The 15,375-nt window shown below is 54.2% G+C and carries 12 protein-coding genes and 1 tRNA gene; 7 read left to right on the top strand and 6 right to left on the bottom strand.

Going from position 1 to position 15,375, the window contains the following annotated elements; all coding sequences use genetic code 11:
- Positions 1–269 precede the first annotated feature (269 nt).
- On the top strand, positions 270–1,334 hold the full coding sequence (locus tag NSS64_RS18265; protein ID WP_341141054.1) for an ABC transporter substrate-binding protein: 1,065 nt from the start codon (positions 270–272) through the stop codon (positions 1,332–1,334).
- A gap of 43 nt (positions 1,335–1,377) precedes the next feature.
- Here NSS64_RS18265 and NSS64_RS18260 read toward each other — a convergent pair whose 3' ends face one another.
- From NSS64_RS18260 to NSS64_RS18245, 4 genes are read right to left on the bottom strand one after another with little or no spacing between them, the layout of a single operon-like run.
- Positions 1,378–2,394 carry an ABC transporter ATP-binding protein gene (locus tag NSS64_RS18260; protein WP_341141053.1) on the bottom strand — a complete coding sequence of 339 codons (1,017 nt, stop codon included), beginning with the start codon at positions 2,392–2,394 and terminating at the stop codon, positions 1,378–1,380.
- Entirely contained in the window at positions 2,394–3,176 is a 783-nt protein-coding gene (locus NSS64_RS18255) for an ABC transporter permease (protein ID WP_340992112.1), read from the bottom strand. Before NSS64_RS18255 ends, NSS64_RS18260 begins: the two co-directional genes overlap by 1 nt.
- A gap of 29 nt (positions 3,177–3,205) precedes the next feature.
- Entirely contained in the window at positions 3,206–4,024 is an 819-nt protein-coding gene (locus NSS64_RS18250) for an ABC transporter permease (protein ID WP_340942157.1), read from the bottom strand.
- Positions 4,024–5,217: a serine hydrolase domain-containing protein gene (locus NSS64_RS18245; RefSeq protein ID WP_341141052.1), complete on the bottom strand. Its 1,194-nt coding sequence runs from the start codon at positions 5,215–5,217 to the stop codon at positions 4,024–4,026. Before NSS64_RS18245 ends, NSS64_RS18250 begins: the two co-directional genes overlap by 1 nt.
- Positions 5,218–5,437: 220 nt before the next feature.
- Between NSS64_RS18245 and NSS64_RS18240 the strand changes: the two genes are divergently transcribed.
- The 3 genes from NSS64_RS18240 (at position 5,438) to NSS64_RS18230 (ending at position 9,089) form a co-directional block, all read left to right on the top strand.
- A complete protein-coding gene (locus NSS64_RS18240; RefSeq protein WP_341141051.1) occupies positions 5,438–6,745 on the top strand; it encodes an APC family permease in 1,308 nt (435 codons plus the stop codon).
- Between the two features lie 144 nt (positions 6,746–6,889).
- Positions 6,890–6,962, top strand: a tRNA-Lys gene (locus NSS64_RS18235).
- 459 nt (positions 6,963–7,421) lie between these two features.
- Positions 7,422–9,089: a DUF6138 family protein gene (locus tag NSS64_RS18230; protein ID WP_341142840.1), complete on the top strand. Its 1,668-nt coding sequence runs from the start codon at positions 7,422–7,424 to the stop codon at positions 9,087–9,089.
- 92 nt (positions 9,090–9,181) lie between these two features.
- Here the strand turns inward: NSS64_RS18230 and NSS64_RS18225 are convergent, their stop codons facing one another.
- A complete protein-coding gene (locus NSS64_RS18225) occupies positions 9,182–9,550 on the bottom strand; it encodes a VOC family protein (RefSeq protein WP_341141050.1) in 369 nt (122 codons plus the stop codon).
- An 84-nt stretch (positions 9,551–9,634) separates the two neighbouring features.
- Here NSS64_RS18225 and NSS64_RS18220 point away from each other — a divergent pair, with 84 nt between their 5' ends.
- The 3 genes from NSS64_RS18220 to NSS64_RS18210 all read left to right on the top strand — a co-directional run bounded on the left by NSS64_RS18220 (position 9,635) and on the right by NSS64_RS18210 (position 14,274).
- Positions 9,635–10,000 (top strand): DUF4180 domain-containing protein, encoded by a 366-nt coding sequence (locus tag NSS64_RS18220; protein WP_341141049.1) that lies wholly within the window; start codon positions 9,635–9,637, stop codon positions 9,998–10,000.
- A 132-nt stretch (positions 10,001–10,132) separates the two neighbouring features.
- Positions 10,133–13,063 (top strand): insulinase family protein, encoded by a 2,931-nt coding sequence (locus NSS64_RS18215; RefSeq protein WP_341141048.1) that lies wholly within the window; start codon positions 10,133–10,135, stop codon positions 13,061–13,063.
- Positions 13,064–13,224: 161 nt separating this feature from the next.
- On the top strand, positions 13,225–14,274 hold the full coding sequence (locus NSS64_RS18210) for an Atu2307/SP_0267 family LLM class monooxygenase (RefSeq protein WP_341141047.1): 1,050 nt from the start codon (positions 13,225–13,227) through the stop codon (positions 14,272–14,274).
- 103 nt (positions 14,275–14,377) lie between these two features.
- Here the strand turns inward: NSS64_RS18210 and NSS64_RS18205 are convergent, their stop codons facing one another.
- Entirely contained in the window at positions 14,378–15,265 is an 888-nt protein-coding gene (locus NSS64_RS18205) for a fructose bisphosphate aldolase (RefSeq protein WP_340992120.1), read from the bottom strand.
- Positions 15,266–15,375 lie beyond the last annotated feature (110 nt).

Raw genomic sequence — 15,375 nt, 5'->3', positions numbered from 1 at the left:
AAAGAATAAGAACACACAGCAGCATGCGTTTGGGCCGAATGTACGTGAAAAACCGAATACAATGTGCCAGATACAAGGCAGCGCTAGTACGCAGCGGGAGGGTCTTTTTTAATATAAGGCACACTGAGAACGATTGTCAATGATAATAATTCTCATTGACATGCTGTCCAACTTTCTATATTCTACGGAGGTATCCCCTGCAAGGCTATGGGCTTAATGCCATACCCGCAGGATCAATAACATACATACAGAAAAGGGGACTTAAGAGAATGAAGAAAATATTCAAACGATATGTACCGCTGCTGGCGGTTCTGGTGATGGCGGTTATGCTGGCGGCTTGTTCTTCCGCTACAGGCAATGAGAAGGACGCGGCGGCAACGGCTGCACCTGCATCGGCCAGTCCTGCACCGGCGGAGACTGCACAGGCTGCGAAGACTGTATATCCGCTCACGATAGAAAACCATACGAATAATGGGGAAGGCACCGAATGGACGGCTAAAGCGCAGACCTTCGATAAGGCTCCCGAGAAGGTAGTAGCGAATACCCAAGGTGCGGCGGAGCTGCTGATTAAGCTGGGGCTTACCGACAAAATGGTCGGGGTTGCGGCTCTCTACGGTGCAGGCGATCCGGCGGTTCAGGAAGAGTTCAAGAAGATTCCAGTCATCTCCCAGGATTATGCAAGCAAAGAGCTGGTTGTGGGCAGAGGCCCGGATCTGGTGATGGGCCGCGGCGGCCTGTTCGCAGATGCGGATTGGGGAGTAGGGACGGTAGGCGGACTCAATGAGCTGGGCATCAAGACCTTCGTGCAGAGCACCAGTCTGCAAGGGGCAACGCTAGACAGCCTGTATAAGGATATTGAACAGCTTGGCCAGATCTTTGATGTGCAAGAGAAGGCTACTGCATATATTGCAGAGCTGAAGGAGCGTGCAGCGAAGCTGAAGGAAGGGGCAGCAGCAGGAGGGAAGACCTTTGCTTACGTCTCTGACGGGGGCAACGGCGCGATCGCTGTCTATAGCGGGAACGTGGATACTTTTGCGGGAGATGTGCTGGGACTGCTTGGACTGACCAACAGCTACGCGGATGTGACCGGTGAGATCAGCAAGGAGCAATTGATCGCGACCAACCCGGATGTCCTGCTGATCTCGGTGTACACAGGCGGTATTGATGCTGACCAGTCGATACAGGCGTTCTATGCCGATCCGTCACTGCAGAGTCTGAAGGCGATCCAGAACAAAGCGATCCATAAGATTGATTTCAACCAGTTCTGGGGCTACAGCTATTCCATCTTTGACGGGGCGGAGAAGCTTGCGTCTGAGCTTGCTGCTGCGAAGTAAGCCGGAGCTAATATTAATCTGTCAAAAAAAGCAGCCTGAGCTGTCACTCCAACGGGTGACGGTTCAGGCTGCTTTTGGCATTCTCATAGATATTCATAACCACCTGCTGGATCGGCAGCTCCTTGACGGAAATATCCGAGAAGGCATGCTTCCGGGAGATATTCTCCAGGAAATCGCTGATGGAGATCCGGGCGGTGTCTACCTCAAGCGTAATCTGTAAGTCGGAGGGGCGTTCCATAACCTTGGTCCAGTCGTTGTCGAAAAGGGTGTTCCGCACAGACTCGTTAAACGTAAAGCTCACGCGCTTCTTCTCTCCGAGGAACAGCTTCAGCCGCTGCAGCGAGTCATCAAACACCTTCTCGCCGTGGTTAATGACAATCACCCGGTGGGCTAACTCCTCTACATCCTCCAGATCATGGGTGGTGAGAATACAGGTCATGTTCTGCTGCTTGTTCATCTGGCGGATGAACTCACGGATTTTGAGCTTGGCAATCACATCCAGCCCGATGGTCGGCTCATCCAGGAACAGGATGTCCGGCCGGTGCAGCATCGCCATGACGAATTCGCATTTCATGCGTTCGCCAAGCGACAGCACCCGGGTGGGCTTCTCCATCACTCCAGCGATATCCAGCAGCGTTGCCAGCTCGTCCAGACGGTTGCTGAAATCCGTGGCCGAGATACCGTAGATTGCTTTGTTCATCTTGAAGCTGTCGATGGGCGGGATATCCCAGATGAGCTGGGATTTCTGGCCGAAGACGGCCCCGATGGTGCGGACATAATGCTTCCGGTCCCGGGCCGGGGAATAACCGAGTACTTCGATCTCCCCGCTGGTCGGGTAGAGGGCGCCGCAGAGCATTTTGATCGCAGTGGATTTGCCTGCCCCGTTCGGACCCAGCATCCCGCAGATTTCGCCTTGCTCGATGGCGAAGCTGATATCGTTCACGGCCTGGACAGAGACGGCTTCACGCCGGAAAAAGCTCGTGAAGGTCTGCTTCATGCCTGCGCCTCGCTTATAGGTGGTATAGGACTTCGTTAAATGCTTGACATCAATCACCGGCATCAGCCGCCAACCCCCTCATATAATCTGATCATGTGCCGGTATACCCAAATGCCTGCCCAGAGAAAGACAAAGCAGGGTAGAATAGCGATGAAATCACCGGCCTGTACCCGGCCAAGCAGTGCGGAGGCCGGGAGGTAGCCGACCATCCCCACGGGAATGATCAGCGTAGCTGCCGCCTGCACCGCCTTCGGGAAGATCGGAAGCGGATATTTGCCGACATGCAGCACACTGTCCGCCAGCTCGGAAATCCGCGAATTACCGACCCATTTGAAGGACATCGCCGCCATCATCAGCGATAATCCGGCGAGTACAGCCGTCCCGGCCAGGAACATTCCGGCGAATTGCAGCCAGGCGAGGGCGGAGATAGCGCCAATATGCATAGCGGAGAAGATGAATAATGCAGCCCCGCCAAGGAATAATCCGACACTCTCTACAGAGAAGGTAGTGGCTACAATGTAGAACAGCGGATTCAGCGGCCTCAGCAGAATGACCTCGAAGCTCCCCTCCCGCACATGCGACATCGTTGTCCATAACAATCCTCCGAAGACGAGACTGGAGAGACCGCTGGACATGGTGAATATAGACTGGATCAACAGCACCTCGTATAAGCTCCAGCCGGGAAAGCTGGTGCCCGCCCGGTAGATTAACAGCGTCACCAGCGGAAACAGAATGTTGCCGATGAGTGTAATCAGACTGCTGACGATGAAGTTCATCCGGTAGGCCGAAGCCGTCTGGATAGCAGAGTACATGCACTGCTTGTATACATCCACATATTTTTTCATAACAGGACCGTTCCTTTCCCTCCGGGTATTCATGCGCCGACCGCCGTGAACTGCTTCATGGCCCGGCGGCGGACGAGCTCATTGCAGCCGAACATCACTAGCACAGCAGCGGCCTGCATACCTACGGCTTCGGGAAGGGATAGCTCAAGACCGCCAAGTGAATAATGCCCGGTGAACACCATGGCAGGCATATAAGCAATGTACTGAAAAGGCAGGAACAGCTGAGTGACCTGAAGCCAGTGCGGGAAGAAATCAAGCGGAATCAGCGCCCCCGAGAAAATACCCGACACGAGCAGGAAGGCGCTGCGAATCCCGCCGGATTGCACCAGCCAGAAGGAGGTCAGGCCAATCGTATAATTGACATAGAAATTCATGAGAAAGGCAAGCAGCACAGACACCAATGTCCACGGGAGGCTTGCCGGCCGCATATCGATCCCGAAGATGAAGATAAAGATCAGGAGACACGGCAGGAACTCAAACAAGAAGCCAAGCATCCGGTGCCCCAGCTTCTGGAACAAGGCGAAGGAACGGTGATCCACCGGACGCAGATGGAAGGTCAGGAATTTGCCGGTGCGGACCAGCATCGACAGGTTCCAGTCGGCGAAATCCATAATCAGATACCCGATCAGCGCCGTGGCCCCGAAATAGCGGATCATCTGCTGGAGATCAAGCCCGCCGAGCGTAGTCTGCCCGCCATAGACTGCGGTCCAGATGAAATATTGCACCATGAAATACACCGGGCCGACAATAACAGAGACCAAGGAATGGGTGCGGTAGGCACTCCATTCCTTGTAGGTAACCTCTGCAACGGCCCGGCATATGAGCCAGTTATGCCTGAGACGGTTCATTACATCAGTCCTGACCAGATCACATTGGTTACATTGAACAGGGCTTCCGCATGCCAGTTATCATCCGTGAAGGGCACGAACCATACCGCGGTGAGCTGCTCCACCGGATCGATTACCATACAGCAGGCGCCGGCACCTTCATGAAAATAACTGCCCTCGGAATAGAGAAATGCGGGGCCTCTCCGCATATCCAGCCCAATGCCATAGCTCCGGTCTTTGACATTGTTGCCCCAGCAGTAATCAGGCGTGCCATAGAGCGTGCGGGTGGTGAGCTTCTCAACGGCTTTACGGCCCACAATGCGGGTGCCGTCCAAGGTACCCATGCCGAGCAGCATATTGGCGAAGCGGATAAGGTCGGCCGGGGTAGAGGAGAGTCCTCCCCCTGTACTGGATACGTTGTCCCACAGCTTCTCACCCGGCGGAATTTCAGCAGGGTTCTCCGCGATCAGGTCATGGAGCTGCTTTTCTTTGCGTTCATTTCTAATAATGAAGCGCTTCGCCAATTCGGGAGTCGGCTCCCACCGGGTATCATTCATACCAAGCGGCTTCAGAATCTGCTCCTCTATGTACTGTTCAGCGGACATGCCTGTAACCTTCTTAATGATCTCACCAAGAATACAGAAGCCGAAGGAGCAGTATTGCCATTCCTCACCGACCGGTTTGTTGATCCCGCAGCTCAGTGCAGCTGTGATCCAGTCTAGCTCCCCGTCCTCCGGATTGTACTTGTCGAAATATTCGCCAATCAGCTGCCAGTAGGACTTATGATAAGGAATCATGCTGCTGGCGCAGTCCGGGAACAGGCCGGAGGTATGAGTCAGCAGGCTGTAGATGTCGATTTTATTGAACGGATCTGCGTTAAACGGTTCCAGAAAGGCACCAACGGGAAGGTCAAACCGGAGAATGCCGTCCTCCACGAGCTTGGCAATAGCCACCGAGGTAACCGCTTTGGTAATGGAAGCAATCTGATGAACCGATGTCGGCAGCAGCGGGTCCGCAGGGTCTTGACGGTAGGAACGGGGACCGATCGCGCCGTGCATGAACGTCTTGCCGTATCTGGATACGCAGTACGCCGCAGCCTGAATCTTGTGGTCGTCGATTAGCTGTTGAAGGTGGTTATGCAGCACATCGATTCTTGAAGCGTCGTATTGGACCTCTGCCGGTGAGCAGTCGGTAATGCCTGGAGTGTACAGCATAAAGATATATGCCTCCTCGAAGGATAGTGGCGCTGAGCGAACCAGCTATGCCCAGGGAAATGCGCCCAGGCTTCAGTATATCTTCCATATAGTGTTAGTTACAATGGGAAGTTTGGTTTATAACCAATTTCTCCGGCTCAAAAAGAGGGGTGAACAGGACAAATAGAGAAATAAAAGCATGATAAATATTTCACAGAACGGAAGGACAATGAATCGCATCATGACAACAAAGCCGTTAACCAAAAGTATTACGTTCCTGCAAGCCCTGGCCCTAGTGGTCGGGATGATTATCGGATCGGGGATTTTTTTGAAGCCCGGAATTGTATTGGACAATGCGGGCAGCCCGTGGCTCAGTATTCTTGCCTGGGGCGTTGGAGGGATCATTACCCTGGCTTCGGCGCTGAGCGTGGCGGAGATTGCAGCCGCCATTCCGAAGTCGGGAGGTCTATATACTTATTTAAGTGAATTGTACGGCGGGGTATTCGGATATCTGCTTGGCTGGGTGCAGGCGGTGATTTCCTACCCTGCTTCTGTGGCGGCGCTGGCTATTGCTTTTGCAACCTATTCCGGTTACTTCCTGCCGCTGAATGCATGGCAGCAAAAGCTGCTTGCAGTAGGCATTCTGGCCTTCATTCTGCTGATGAATGTCATCGCGACGAAGTTCGGCGGGATCATTCAGACGGTGGCCACGGTCGGGAAGCTGATTCCGGTAGCGGGCATTGTGGGCGTCGGGCTGTTCTCAGATCTGGCTCCCGGCTTCGGCGGCATCGGTATAGCGGCTGCGGGTGCAGGCTTTGGGGCTGCGGTGCTCGGCACACTCTGGGCCTATGATGGGTGGATCAGCGTGACCAATATGGCGGGAGAGATCAAAGACCCGGCCAGGACGCTGCCGAAAGTCATTTCGATCGGTGTTATTTTTGTCATCGCCGTATATGTATTGTTCAATATTGCGGTGTTTCAGGCGCTGCCCTATGACCAGATTGTGTCGTCCCAGACTCCGGGAGCCGATACGGCTGAAGCGCTGTTCGGCAGCGGCGGCGGAGCCTTTATTACGGCAGGCATTATCGTCTCCGTGCTGGGAGCGCTGAATGGTTATCTCATGACCGCAGCACGGGTGCCGCAGGCAATGGGGGAGCGGGGACAGCTTCCGTTCTCGCGGGTGCTGAGCAGCATTCATCCGAAGTTCCAGACACCGGCGAATGCGCTTGTTTTTCAGAGTGTGCTGGCGGTAGTCTACATCTTCTCGGGAACCTTCAATACGCTGACGGATCTGCTGGTGTTTGTGCTGTGGATCTTCTTCACCATGGGCGTGTTCGGCGTATTCCTTCTGCGCAGGAAGCTGCCGCGCGAGCAGGGCCGCTACCGTGTGCCGCTCTATCCGTTCACCCCGATTCTTGGCGTAGCAGGGGGGCTCTATATTCTGGCCAGCACGATCATCAGTGATCCGCTGCGCTCGCTTATAGGGATTGGCATCACGCTGGCCGGACTCCCCGTGTATGTGCTGATGATGCGGAAGAATCGCGTGTAGACAGCTGTTCATAGCCAGGAGTGAGAAAGTTTTAATAAAACAGTTGACAGCGCCCGCTCAAAAAAGTATACTATGAAAGTACTTTTGAGCGGGCGCAGTCAGCTTAGAGATTATCGTCTAGAGAATCATACATAGACACCATACGGACTCTTAGCTCAGTTGGTAGAGCAGTAGACTCTTAATCTATTTGTCCAGGGTTCGAGCCCCTGAGAGTCCATCCCTTAAGAAACGGCAGAAATGCCGTTTTTTTGCTGTTTTGGATAAGTGGCGCGCAGGTATGGTGGCCCGGATGAGGTACACAAGTGCACCTGAATCGCCCGAACACGGGCTAAGCGAGCGGATGTGGGGTGTCGCAAAAGCAGATACTCTACGGGTGGAAATAAATCCCGTACTCCATCTTAAAAGCTTAAATTGTAAGAAAGGAGCGATTCTCCGTTATTCGTGGATCGCTCCTTTGCGTTTTATGTTCCTCCACCTGCTTGCTTCAGCAGGTTGTGGAGCGAGAGCCAACCAGCCCCTAGCGTCACTTTTTCAAAATCGCGAAATTACTGATTGCATGTTCATATAAAAACGGCTTGATTTCCCTCATATCGTTTGTCGCAGCCAAGATGATGGGTAATAGATAAAATGTACAAAACCATACATAACCCTTAAGAGGTGATACGGATTGACGGAAATGAATCAGCTTCACACATTAGCGGCGGAGATCATGGCTGCTGTGGCGGAATGGCTGCAGGAGAGTGAGGAGGAGAAGGGGAAAGCGATCCAGGAAGCGGTTAACCGCACTTCGCTGCAGGCCGGCATCCATGACTTGGTTTATATGCAGGTGGAGCAAGGGGAATTTAAGCTGTCTACCTGGATCAGCGACTATGGCTCGCCGGAATTTGAACGGCCCATCCATCCGCCGGACCCGCCCATTACCCGGCAGCAAGCCGAGACAGTGTTGATTCCGTTGCTGGCGGAGGGAATTGGTGGAATACTGCAAGGCTATGCGGACAATCCTCTGATAGATTATCATCTTCAGGTAAGCCTTGAGCTTGATGATTTTGGGATTCTTCCGGTTCTGCATACGATTAATGAGCGCAAACGCGGTCTGCTGCTGGAGCGCATCCAAACGTATATCGCTAAGCTGGAGAATCATGCTTACCCAACCGATCCGCTGGAAAGCTTCTTTTTGGCGCAGCACCTGGTTGATCCACTGCTGTTCCCGGAGCTTAATTCCGCTTTTGTGTTGCGCATCTATGAGCTGGTGATAGAACGCAATCGGGACAATCCGGCCAAGCTGAAGGAGCACCGCGGCAACTTTATCCGCGCTTTTACCGTGTGGGTAGAGGAAGAATTTCTGCCGGCCTATTATCATCGGATCAAGCCAAAGTGGGGAGTGGTGGAATATACGCTTAAAGCGGATGTGGATAAGGCGTCGATCGATCAAGAGCATCTGGAACTTGTGCTGCAAACGGCCATCTTGATCATCAAATACGAACCGAACTACAGCCGGCAGAGAGGACTCGATTTGCTGGCTCGTTTGCAGGAACTGGGTTATGCGAAGGCGGCGCGGGTGATCAAGGAGGGCAGCGGCACGCTCCCTGCCGATGCAATTCACTATAAGGATCAGCAGCTTGAGTGCCAGGCACATGATGTGTTCTCCACGATCACCATTCGCATCAAAGAAGAGTGTGCGGACAGCTACGGCAAAGGGCTGGATTATATCTCGAACCTGCACACGCTGGGATTCTTCCGCAGCTACCAAATCAAGCTGAAATCTTCGGTTAAGCAGGCAGTGGACGTTCCCGGTCTGGCCAAATCGCAAACACACCGTTTTTTTGCCAACGCGTTGCAATACGAGGAACTGCATCCCAAGCTTGAGGCATACGCAAGGCTGGCGATGGTCGAATTTGAGTGGTATGAGGATACCGAGGGGGAGAAAAATTGTATGCCCGGCACCTATGCTGTGTTTGGCCTTGGGCTAACGGACCCGCGCTATTATCCGCTGGTACAGGAATATATGAAGGTGGTGGACAGTGAGCATCAATCGGTGCAAGCGGCCTTCACTGCGGCTTTTATCCACCGGTTCGGTGTTGATGAAGCCAGCCTGCCGACGATAACGGCTTGTCTGCTCGCCTGCGAGGATGGCAAGTTCACCAAGCATGGACCGGCATTTGAAACAGCAAGCAATCTGCACGCGCTCGCCGGGATTCTGGCAACCCTTGAGCCGTACGAGGCCCGTCATATTGTCGAATTGGTCTGGGGAAGCACAGCGAAGCTGGAGAAGAAAGCGAAAGCGGCAAAAGGCGAGCTTACGGAAGGCTTCGCGCGGGTGCGCGATGCAGTGAACCAACAATAATCAGAGCAGAGGAGAAGGATGATGACGACACGACTTTAAGTACACACCCGCTTCTCCACGTCCGTACGTTACTTTATCCCATCCGAACGCCGCTACATATGCTCCGCAAGCTGGACCTCGAAGCCGTCGGGGTCCAGAATGTAGAAGAAGCGCAGGCTGGGATTCGGCGCGATGGGGCCGCGGGCTACCGGGATTCCTTCCTTGCTAAGCTCCGCCATAGCCTCGTCCAGCGACCTGACCTCGAACCCTACAGACACTCCGCACTCCGGCTTCACTGGCGGGTCACTTCCTTCTATCAACTCAAGCTTGGGCTGCCCCTCTATCCCCAGCATGACGATCTGCTTCCCTCTGCTCTCGAATCTGCGCTCCACCGGAAGCCCTAGAATTCTGTGATAGAAATCAAGGGAAGCCTCCAGATTCCGTACTCTGAGTGTCATCCAATTCATACTAAGCTTCATCATTATCCATCCTTTGCTGTACAATTCAGTTGCTGCTGTTATAAGCTATCCGCATATTTTAACATATTCGATCAGGAGGTTATAACCATGAACATAACAACTATAGAAGCTGGAGGCACGATTATCGCTGTAGTGAGCGGCAACGAAGCCGTGGTGGGGGATGTCCAGAGCGCACTGGATCTTATGGCAACGGTCCGCTATGAGACGGACTGCGACCGGATCGTGATCCATAAGGCGCTGCTGAGCGAGGAGTTCTTCGACCTCAAGACTCGGCTGGCCGGTGAGATTCTGCAGAAGTTCATTAATTATCAGGTGAAGGCTGCAATAGTCGGGGACTTCAGTGGCTATACCAGCCGCAGTATGCGCGATTTCATCTATGAATGCAACCAGGGGAAGGATATATTTTTCGTAGCGGATGAACAGCAGGCGGTTGAGCGGCTCATCCGGGTCTAGATTCTCGCAGCGTTAGAGCTAAGGGCTTGCAACGTTAGCCTGGTCCTCTATGCAGCTCATACTGGAACCGGAAACCCCGGATATGATAAGCTCATGGAATCAGGGCAGCCCTGAACCAAGGAGGGAAAAGTTATGAGCAGCTTAATAGCAGGTGAAGTTTATTCCGGGTTTGAAGTCATACGTAAGGAGTACATACGGGAAATCGAATCCTCCGTATACACGCTGGAGCATCAGCAGAGCGGCGCACGGCTGCTCTATGTACAAAATCAGGATGACAATAAGGTGTTCAGTGTCACGTTCCGGACTCCGCCTGCGGACAGCACGGGAGTGTTTCATATTCTGGAGCATTCGGTCCTCTGCGGCTCCGGCAAATTCCCGGTGAAGGAACCGTTCGTGGAGCTGCTGAAGGGCTCGATGAAGACGTTCCTGAACGCTTTTACCTTTGGCGACAAAACGATGTATCCGGTAGCCAGCCAGAATGACCAGGATTTTGCCAATCTGATGGAGGTCTATCTGGACAGCGTCTTTCAGCCGAATATTTACAGTCAGCCGGAGATCTTCGAGCAGGAGGGCTGGCATTATGAGCTCCCGCACTCCGGGGATGAGCTGATCTACAAGGGCGTTGTCTATAATGAGATGAAGGGCTCGTACTCCTCGCCGGTGACGGTGCTGATTGACCGGATCAAAAAATCGCTCTACCCGGGTACGATCTACCGTCACTCCTCCGGCGGTGATCCGCAGCATATCCCTGCCTTGACCTATGAGCAGTTTCTGGAGGCGCACCGGAATTATTATCACCCCTCGAACAGTTATTTCTATCTCTATGGCGATCTGAATATCGAGGCACGGCTGCAGTTTATCCATGAGGAATACCTCAGCCGCTATACCCGCAAGTCTATGGATACTTCGATTGCACTACAGGCACCGACCGGCATGACCCAGCTTACGGCGGAGTATCCCATTCTGGAGACGGAAACGGCTGCCGACAAGACATACTTGAGCCTGAATTATGTAATGGGCACCTCTGTGGACCGGGTGCTGAATCTGGCCTTTGCCATTCTGAAAAGCATGCTGATGGACAGCAACGCCGCCCCGCTGAAGCAAGCGCTGCTGGAGAGCGGCCTTGGCAAGGATGTGGTTGCCTTTTATTCGGATAGCATGGCTCAGCCTATGCTGGGTATTGCCTTGACGCATTCCAACCCCGGTGCCAAGGAAGAATTCGTGAATCTCGTCAGAACAACCTTAAGCCGCCTGGCAGCGGACGGACTGGACGAGAAGCTGGTGCTGGCTGCGGTGAACAGCAAGGAATTTGAACTGCGGGAAGCCGATTTCAGCCAATATCCGAAGGGTCTCACCTACAACATGGAAGTGATGAAGGCCTGGCTGTATGACGGCTTGCCGTCCACCTATCTGGAGTACGAAGCGGCGATTACGGCGATCCGTGAGCAAAGTGGCGAGCGGTATTTCGAGCGCCTGATTGAGACCTACCTGCTGAACAGTAACCACTGCAGTGTCGTTGTCCTCCAGCCCTCTCAGACTCTGGCGCGGGAAAAGGATGCGGCGGTCCGCAGCCGTCTGGCGTCATACAAAGCGTCTTTGGACCCGGCACAGCTGGATGAGCTGGTGCTTAGCACGCAGAAGCTGCTGGCCCGGCAGAACACTCCAGACCCCGCAGAGGAGCTGGAGAAGCTGCCGAAGCTGACCTTGCAGGACATTAACCCTGTCGCCCCGGCCGGGGTACCCACAGTGGAGGTTGCGCTGGACGGGATTAAGGTGCTCCATCATGAAGTGGCTGCCGGGGCCATCGCCTATATCAAGCTGTACTGGGACACCAGCGTGCTTGCCGGGCAGCAGATTCCTTATCTGGAGCTGCTGGCGAGAGTGCTTGGACAGCTGGAGACGGAAGCCTACAGTATCGAGGAGCTGACCAGTGAGATCGGGATCACGACCGGGGGCATCCGTTTTCAGAATGAGGTGTTCGGAGCCGGGAAGTCTGCGCAAGGAAGCTATCAGGCCAAGTTCAGCGCGCGGATCAAGGTCATGCAGGGCAACATCGGCGGTTCTCTGAAGCTGCTGCATGAGCTGCTCTACGGCAGCAATCTGGATAACCTGTCCAAGCTGCAGGAGATTGTCCGCCGGGAAGCCTCCGGGATGGAAGCGATGCTGACCCAGAAGGGCAATGAGATTGCAGCCAGCCGGGTGCTGTCCTATTTCTCGGACCGGGGGATGTACGAAGAGCAGCTTAGCGGCGTGGCGTATTACCGCTTCATCAAGGAGCTGGCCCGCACCATTGACCAGCAGGCTGAGGGACTTGCGGATACCTTGAAGGAAATCTGCGGGCTGTTGTTCAATACGCAGAATCTGACGCTCTCGCTCACTGGTACGGCGGATTCGTATGCAGAATTCGCCGCACATGTGAAGGAGCTGGACCTGAGCAGACGGGTAGTAGACTCCCAGCCGCTCTTATCAGCACAGGGGCAGGCGGTCAACGAAGGCTTCATGTCCGCGAGCCAGGTGCAGTATGTAGTCAAAGGTTATGACTACAAGAAGCTGGGCTTCGCCTATTCCGGCAAGCTGCAGGTGCTCAAGAAGATCCTCAGCCTGACCTACCTGTGGAATACGGTCCGGGTCAAGGGCGGTGCGTATGGCGGCAATCTGCTCCTGCGCCGCGACGGGGTAATCCTGTTCACTTCCTACCGCGACCCGAACCTGCTGGAGACGCTGGAGATCTATGACCGGGCCTCTCAGTTTGCCGGAGAATATTCGGCAGATGAAGCGGAGATGGAGAGGGCAATTATCGGGACTCTGGCCATGCTTGACCAACCGCTTAGCCCCGGCGCGCAAGGCCGTCAGGCGGACCGGCATTATTTTGAGCAGATTACGGCGGAAGACCTTCAGCAGGAGCGTAATGAAATCCTGTCGGCCACAGCTGGGGATATGAGAAGCTATGCGGGTCTGCTTAGGGCGGTAACGCAGCAGAATTACTTCTGTGTGGTCGGAGGCGAATCCAAGCTGAAATCAGCTTCCGGTGCCTTTGGCAGTCTGGAGGAGCTGGTGAAATAAGCGGAAGCGGCTGCGATTAACCAGCTAACACACAATTGGGTGCCTCAGGAGCTGTTGACACAGCCGGGGCACCCTGTTTGCTGAGGGTAGAAGTTTTCTTTGAATATTTGACTATTTAGTTTTAGAATATAAAGATTACTGACTTCTAGGAGGAACAATACGTGGAACTTGGAATAAGCACCTTTGTCGAGACAACACCTGATGTGAATACCGGAGTGACGCTAAGCCATGCGGAGCGGCTGCGCGAAGTGGTAGAGGAGATCGTGCTTGCGGATCAGGTGGGACTGGATGTATACGGCGTGGGTGAGCATCACCGGCCTGATTTTGCAGCTTCATCGCCTGCTGTGCTGATGGCGGCCGCTGTACCGCTGACGACCCGCATCCGCCTGACCAGTGCGGTCATGATTCTGTCCTCAGCCGATCCGGTGCGGGTATTTCAGGATTTCGCGACATTGGACGGAATATCGGGCGGCCGTGCCGAGATTATGGTGGGCCGGGGCTCGTTCACCGAGTCGTTTCCTCTATTCGGCTATGATCTGAAGGACTACGAAGAGCTATTTGACGAGAAGCTGGACCTGCTGCTCAAGCTGCGTGAGCCCGGCAAGGTGAACTGGAGCGGCAAGCACCGTCCGGCTATAACGAATCTGGAGATCTATCCGCGCCCGGAGCAGAATCCGCTACCGGTATGGATTGCGAGTGCGGGAACTCCGGAGTCTGCGGTACGTGCGGGTACCCTGGGACTACCCTTTGCCCTGGCGATTATAGGCAATGTGAACCCTTCAGATTATGCCATGCATGTACGGCTCTACAAGGAAGCAGCGGCCAAGGCCGGTCATGATGTGTCCAAGCTTCCGATTGCCTCACACTCTCATGGTTATGTTGCGGAGACGGAGGAGCTTGCGGTAGAGGGCTTCTTCCCGTCCACACATGCGCGGACGAATATCCGGGCGGTGGAGAAAGGACTGCCTTCGTATCAACGTGCGGATTACGATGCTGCCCGCAGCTTTGACGGTGCTCTATATGTGGGTGACCCGGACACAGTTGCCCACAAAATCATCCACCTCTACGAGCATGTAGGGATCACCCGCTTCCTGCTACATGTCCCGCACGGCTCCATGCCGCATGCCCAGGTAATACAGGCCATCCGTCTCTTCGGGACAGAGGTAGCGCCTAGAGTGCGGGAGGGAATTAAGCGGTTGAAGGAAGCCTAACTGCCGTTACGAGCTTAGACAACAGTGAACAGCCCCCGTGCCTTATGGCCCGGGGGCTTAAGTCTGCAAATCTATGAAACCAGAGAACAGGCAGCCAGAGGGCTTAAGTAATCGAAGCCTCATAGATGGCCTGGATCGACGCAGCGAGGGTGCTGTTAAATTCATCTTCCGTCTGCTGATCGCTGAGACCCTGGGACAAAGCGCGGGAGAAGCTGGCAATCACTCCATGCTGCCGGGCCAGCTTCTCGTTGGCTTCAGCCTGGGTATACCCTCCTGAGAGGGCTACGATCCGAACCACATGGGGATCTGCGGCGAGCTCGCTGTATAAATTATCCTCCGTCGGGATCGACAGCTTGAGCATGACCTTCACGCCATCTGCCAGCTCAGACAAGCGGGCGGCCAGTTCACGCTTCAGCAATTGCTCTGACGCCTGCTTGTCCTTACTGAGGATGTCTACTTCCGGTTCAATAATCGGAACGAGTCCGAAGGCGGCGATCTGCTTGGCCAGCTCGAACTGCTGTTCCACTACCTGCCGGATACCCTCCGGGTTCGCCTCATGGATCACGGAGCGCATCTTGGTGCCGAAGATATGCTTGCTGACTGCCCGCTTCAGCAGGTCATCGAGGGCCGGGATAGGCTTCATGAGCTGGACTCCGTGCTGAGGAGCGGCCAGTCCCTGGTCAATTTTGAGAAAAGGCACGACGCCCTTCTGCTCCCACAGGTAATCGGCGGTATATTGCCCGTCTATGAGGCGGTCCATCGTGTTCTCGAATAGAATTGCACCGAGAATATGCTCGCCTGTAAAGGCAGGACTCTGAATAATGCGTGTTCTCATGCTGTGAACCATGGTGTACATCTCTTCGTCTCCGGAATAACGGTCTTCCTTAATACCGTATTGCAGCAGCGCTTTGGGGGTGCTTCCTCCGCTCTGATCCAGAGCAGCTATAAAGCCTTGGCCAGTGTGAATCCGGTCCAATTGTTCAGTATTCATGGTTAGGTTCATTCCCTTCTGCAAAATGAGATGGTTAGTGTACCCTGTCTAGTATAGCACTTGCACATAAGGACATACATGCGGGTCCGGCAGAGCTTTCCATTTGAGTT

This window comes from Paenibacillus sp. FSL H8-0122, assembly GCF_038005345.1.
Classification (GTDB): Bacteria; Bacillota; Bacilli; order Paenibacillales; family Paenibacillaceae; genus Paenibacillus_AQ.
The sequence above is the reverse complement of the archived record's forward strand: the minus strand, read 5'-3'. Positions and strand labels throughout refer to the sequence as shown.

Bases quoted from the DNA above. Each gene is read 5' to 3' on its own strand.
- NSS64_RS18265 (WP_341141054.1), top strand. From the start codon at position 270: ATGAAGAAAATATTCAAACGATATGTACCGCTGCTGGCGGTTCTGGTG.
- NSS64_RS18260 (WP_341141053.1), bottom strand. From the start codon at position 2,394: ATGCCGGTGATTGATGTCAAGCATTTAACGAAGTCCTATACCACCTAT.
- NSS64_RS18255 (WP_340992112.1), bottom strand. From the start codon at position 3,176: ATGAAAAAATATGTGGATGTATACAAGCAGTGCATGTACTCTGCTATC.
- NSS64_RS18250 (WP_340942157.1), bottom strand. From the start codon at position 4,024: ATGAACCGTCTCAGGCATAACTGGCTCATATGCCGGGCCGTTGCAGAG.
- NSS64_RS18245 (WP_341141052.1), bottom strand. From the start codon at position 5,217: ATGCTGTACACTCCAGGCATTACCGACTGCTCACCGGCAGAGGTCCAA.
- NSS64_RS18240 (WP_341141051.1), top strand. From the start codon at position 5,438: ATGACAACAAAGCCGTTAACCAAAAGTATTACGTTCCTGCAAGCCCTG.
- NSS64_RS18230 (WP_341142840.1), top strand. From the start codon at position 7,422: ATGAATCAGCTTCACACATTAGCGGCGGAGATCATGGCTGCTGTGGCG.
- NSS64_RS18225 (WP_341141050.1), bottom strand. From the start codon at position 9,550: ATGATGAAGCTTAGTATGAATTGGATGACACTCAGAGTACGGAATCTG.
- NSS64_RS18220 (WP_341141049.1), top strand. From the start codon at position 9,635: ATGAACATAACAACTATAGAAGCTGGAGGCACGATTATCGCTGTAGTG.
- NSS64_RS18215 (WP_341141048.1), top strand. From the start codon at position 10,133: ATGAGCAGCTTAATAGCAGGTGAAGTTTATTCCGGGTTTGAAGTCATA.
- NSS64_RS18205 (WP_340992120.1), bottom strand. From the start codon at position 15,265: ATGAATACTGAACAATTGGACCGGATTCACACTGGCCAAGGCTTTATA.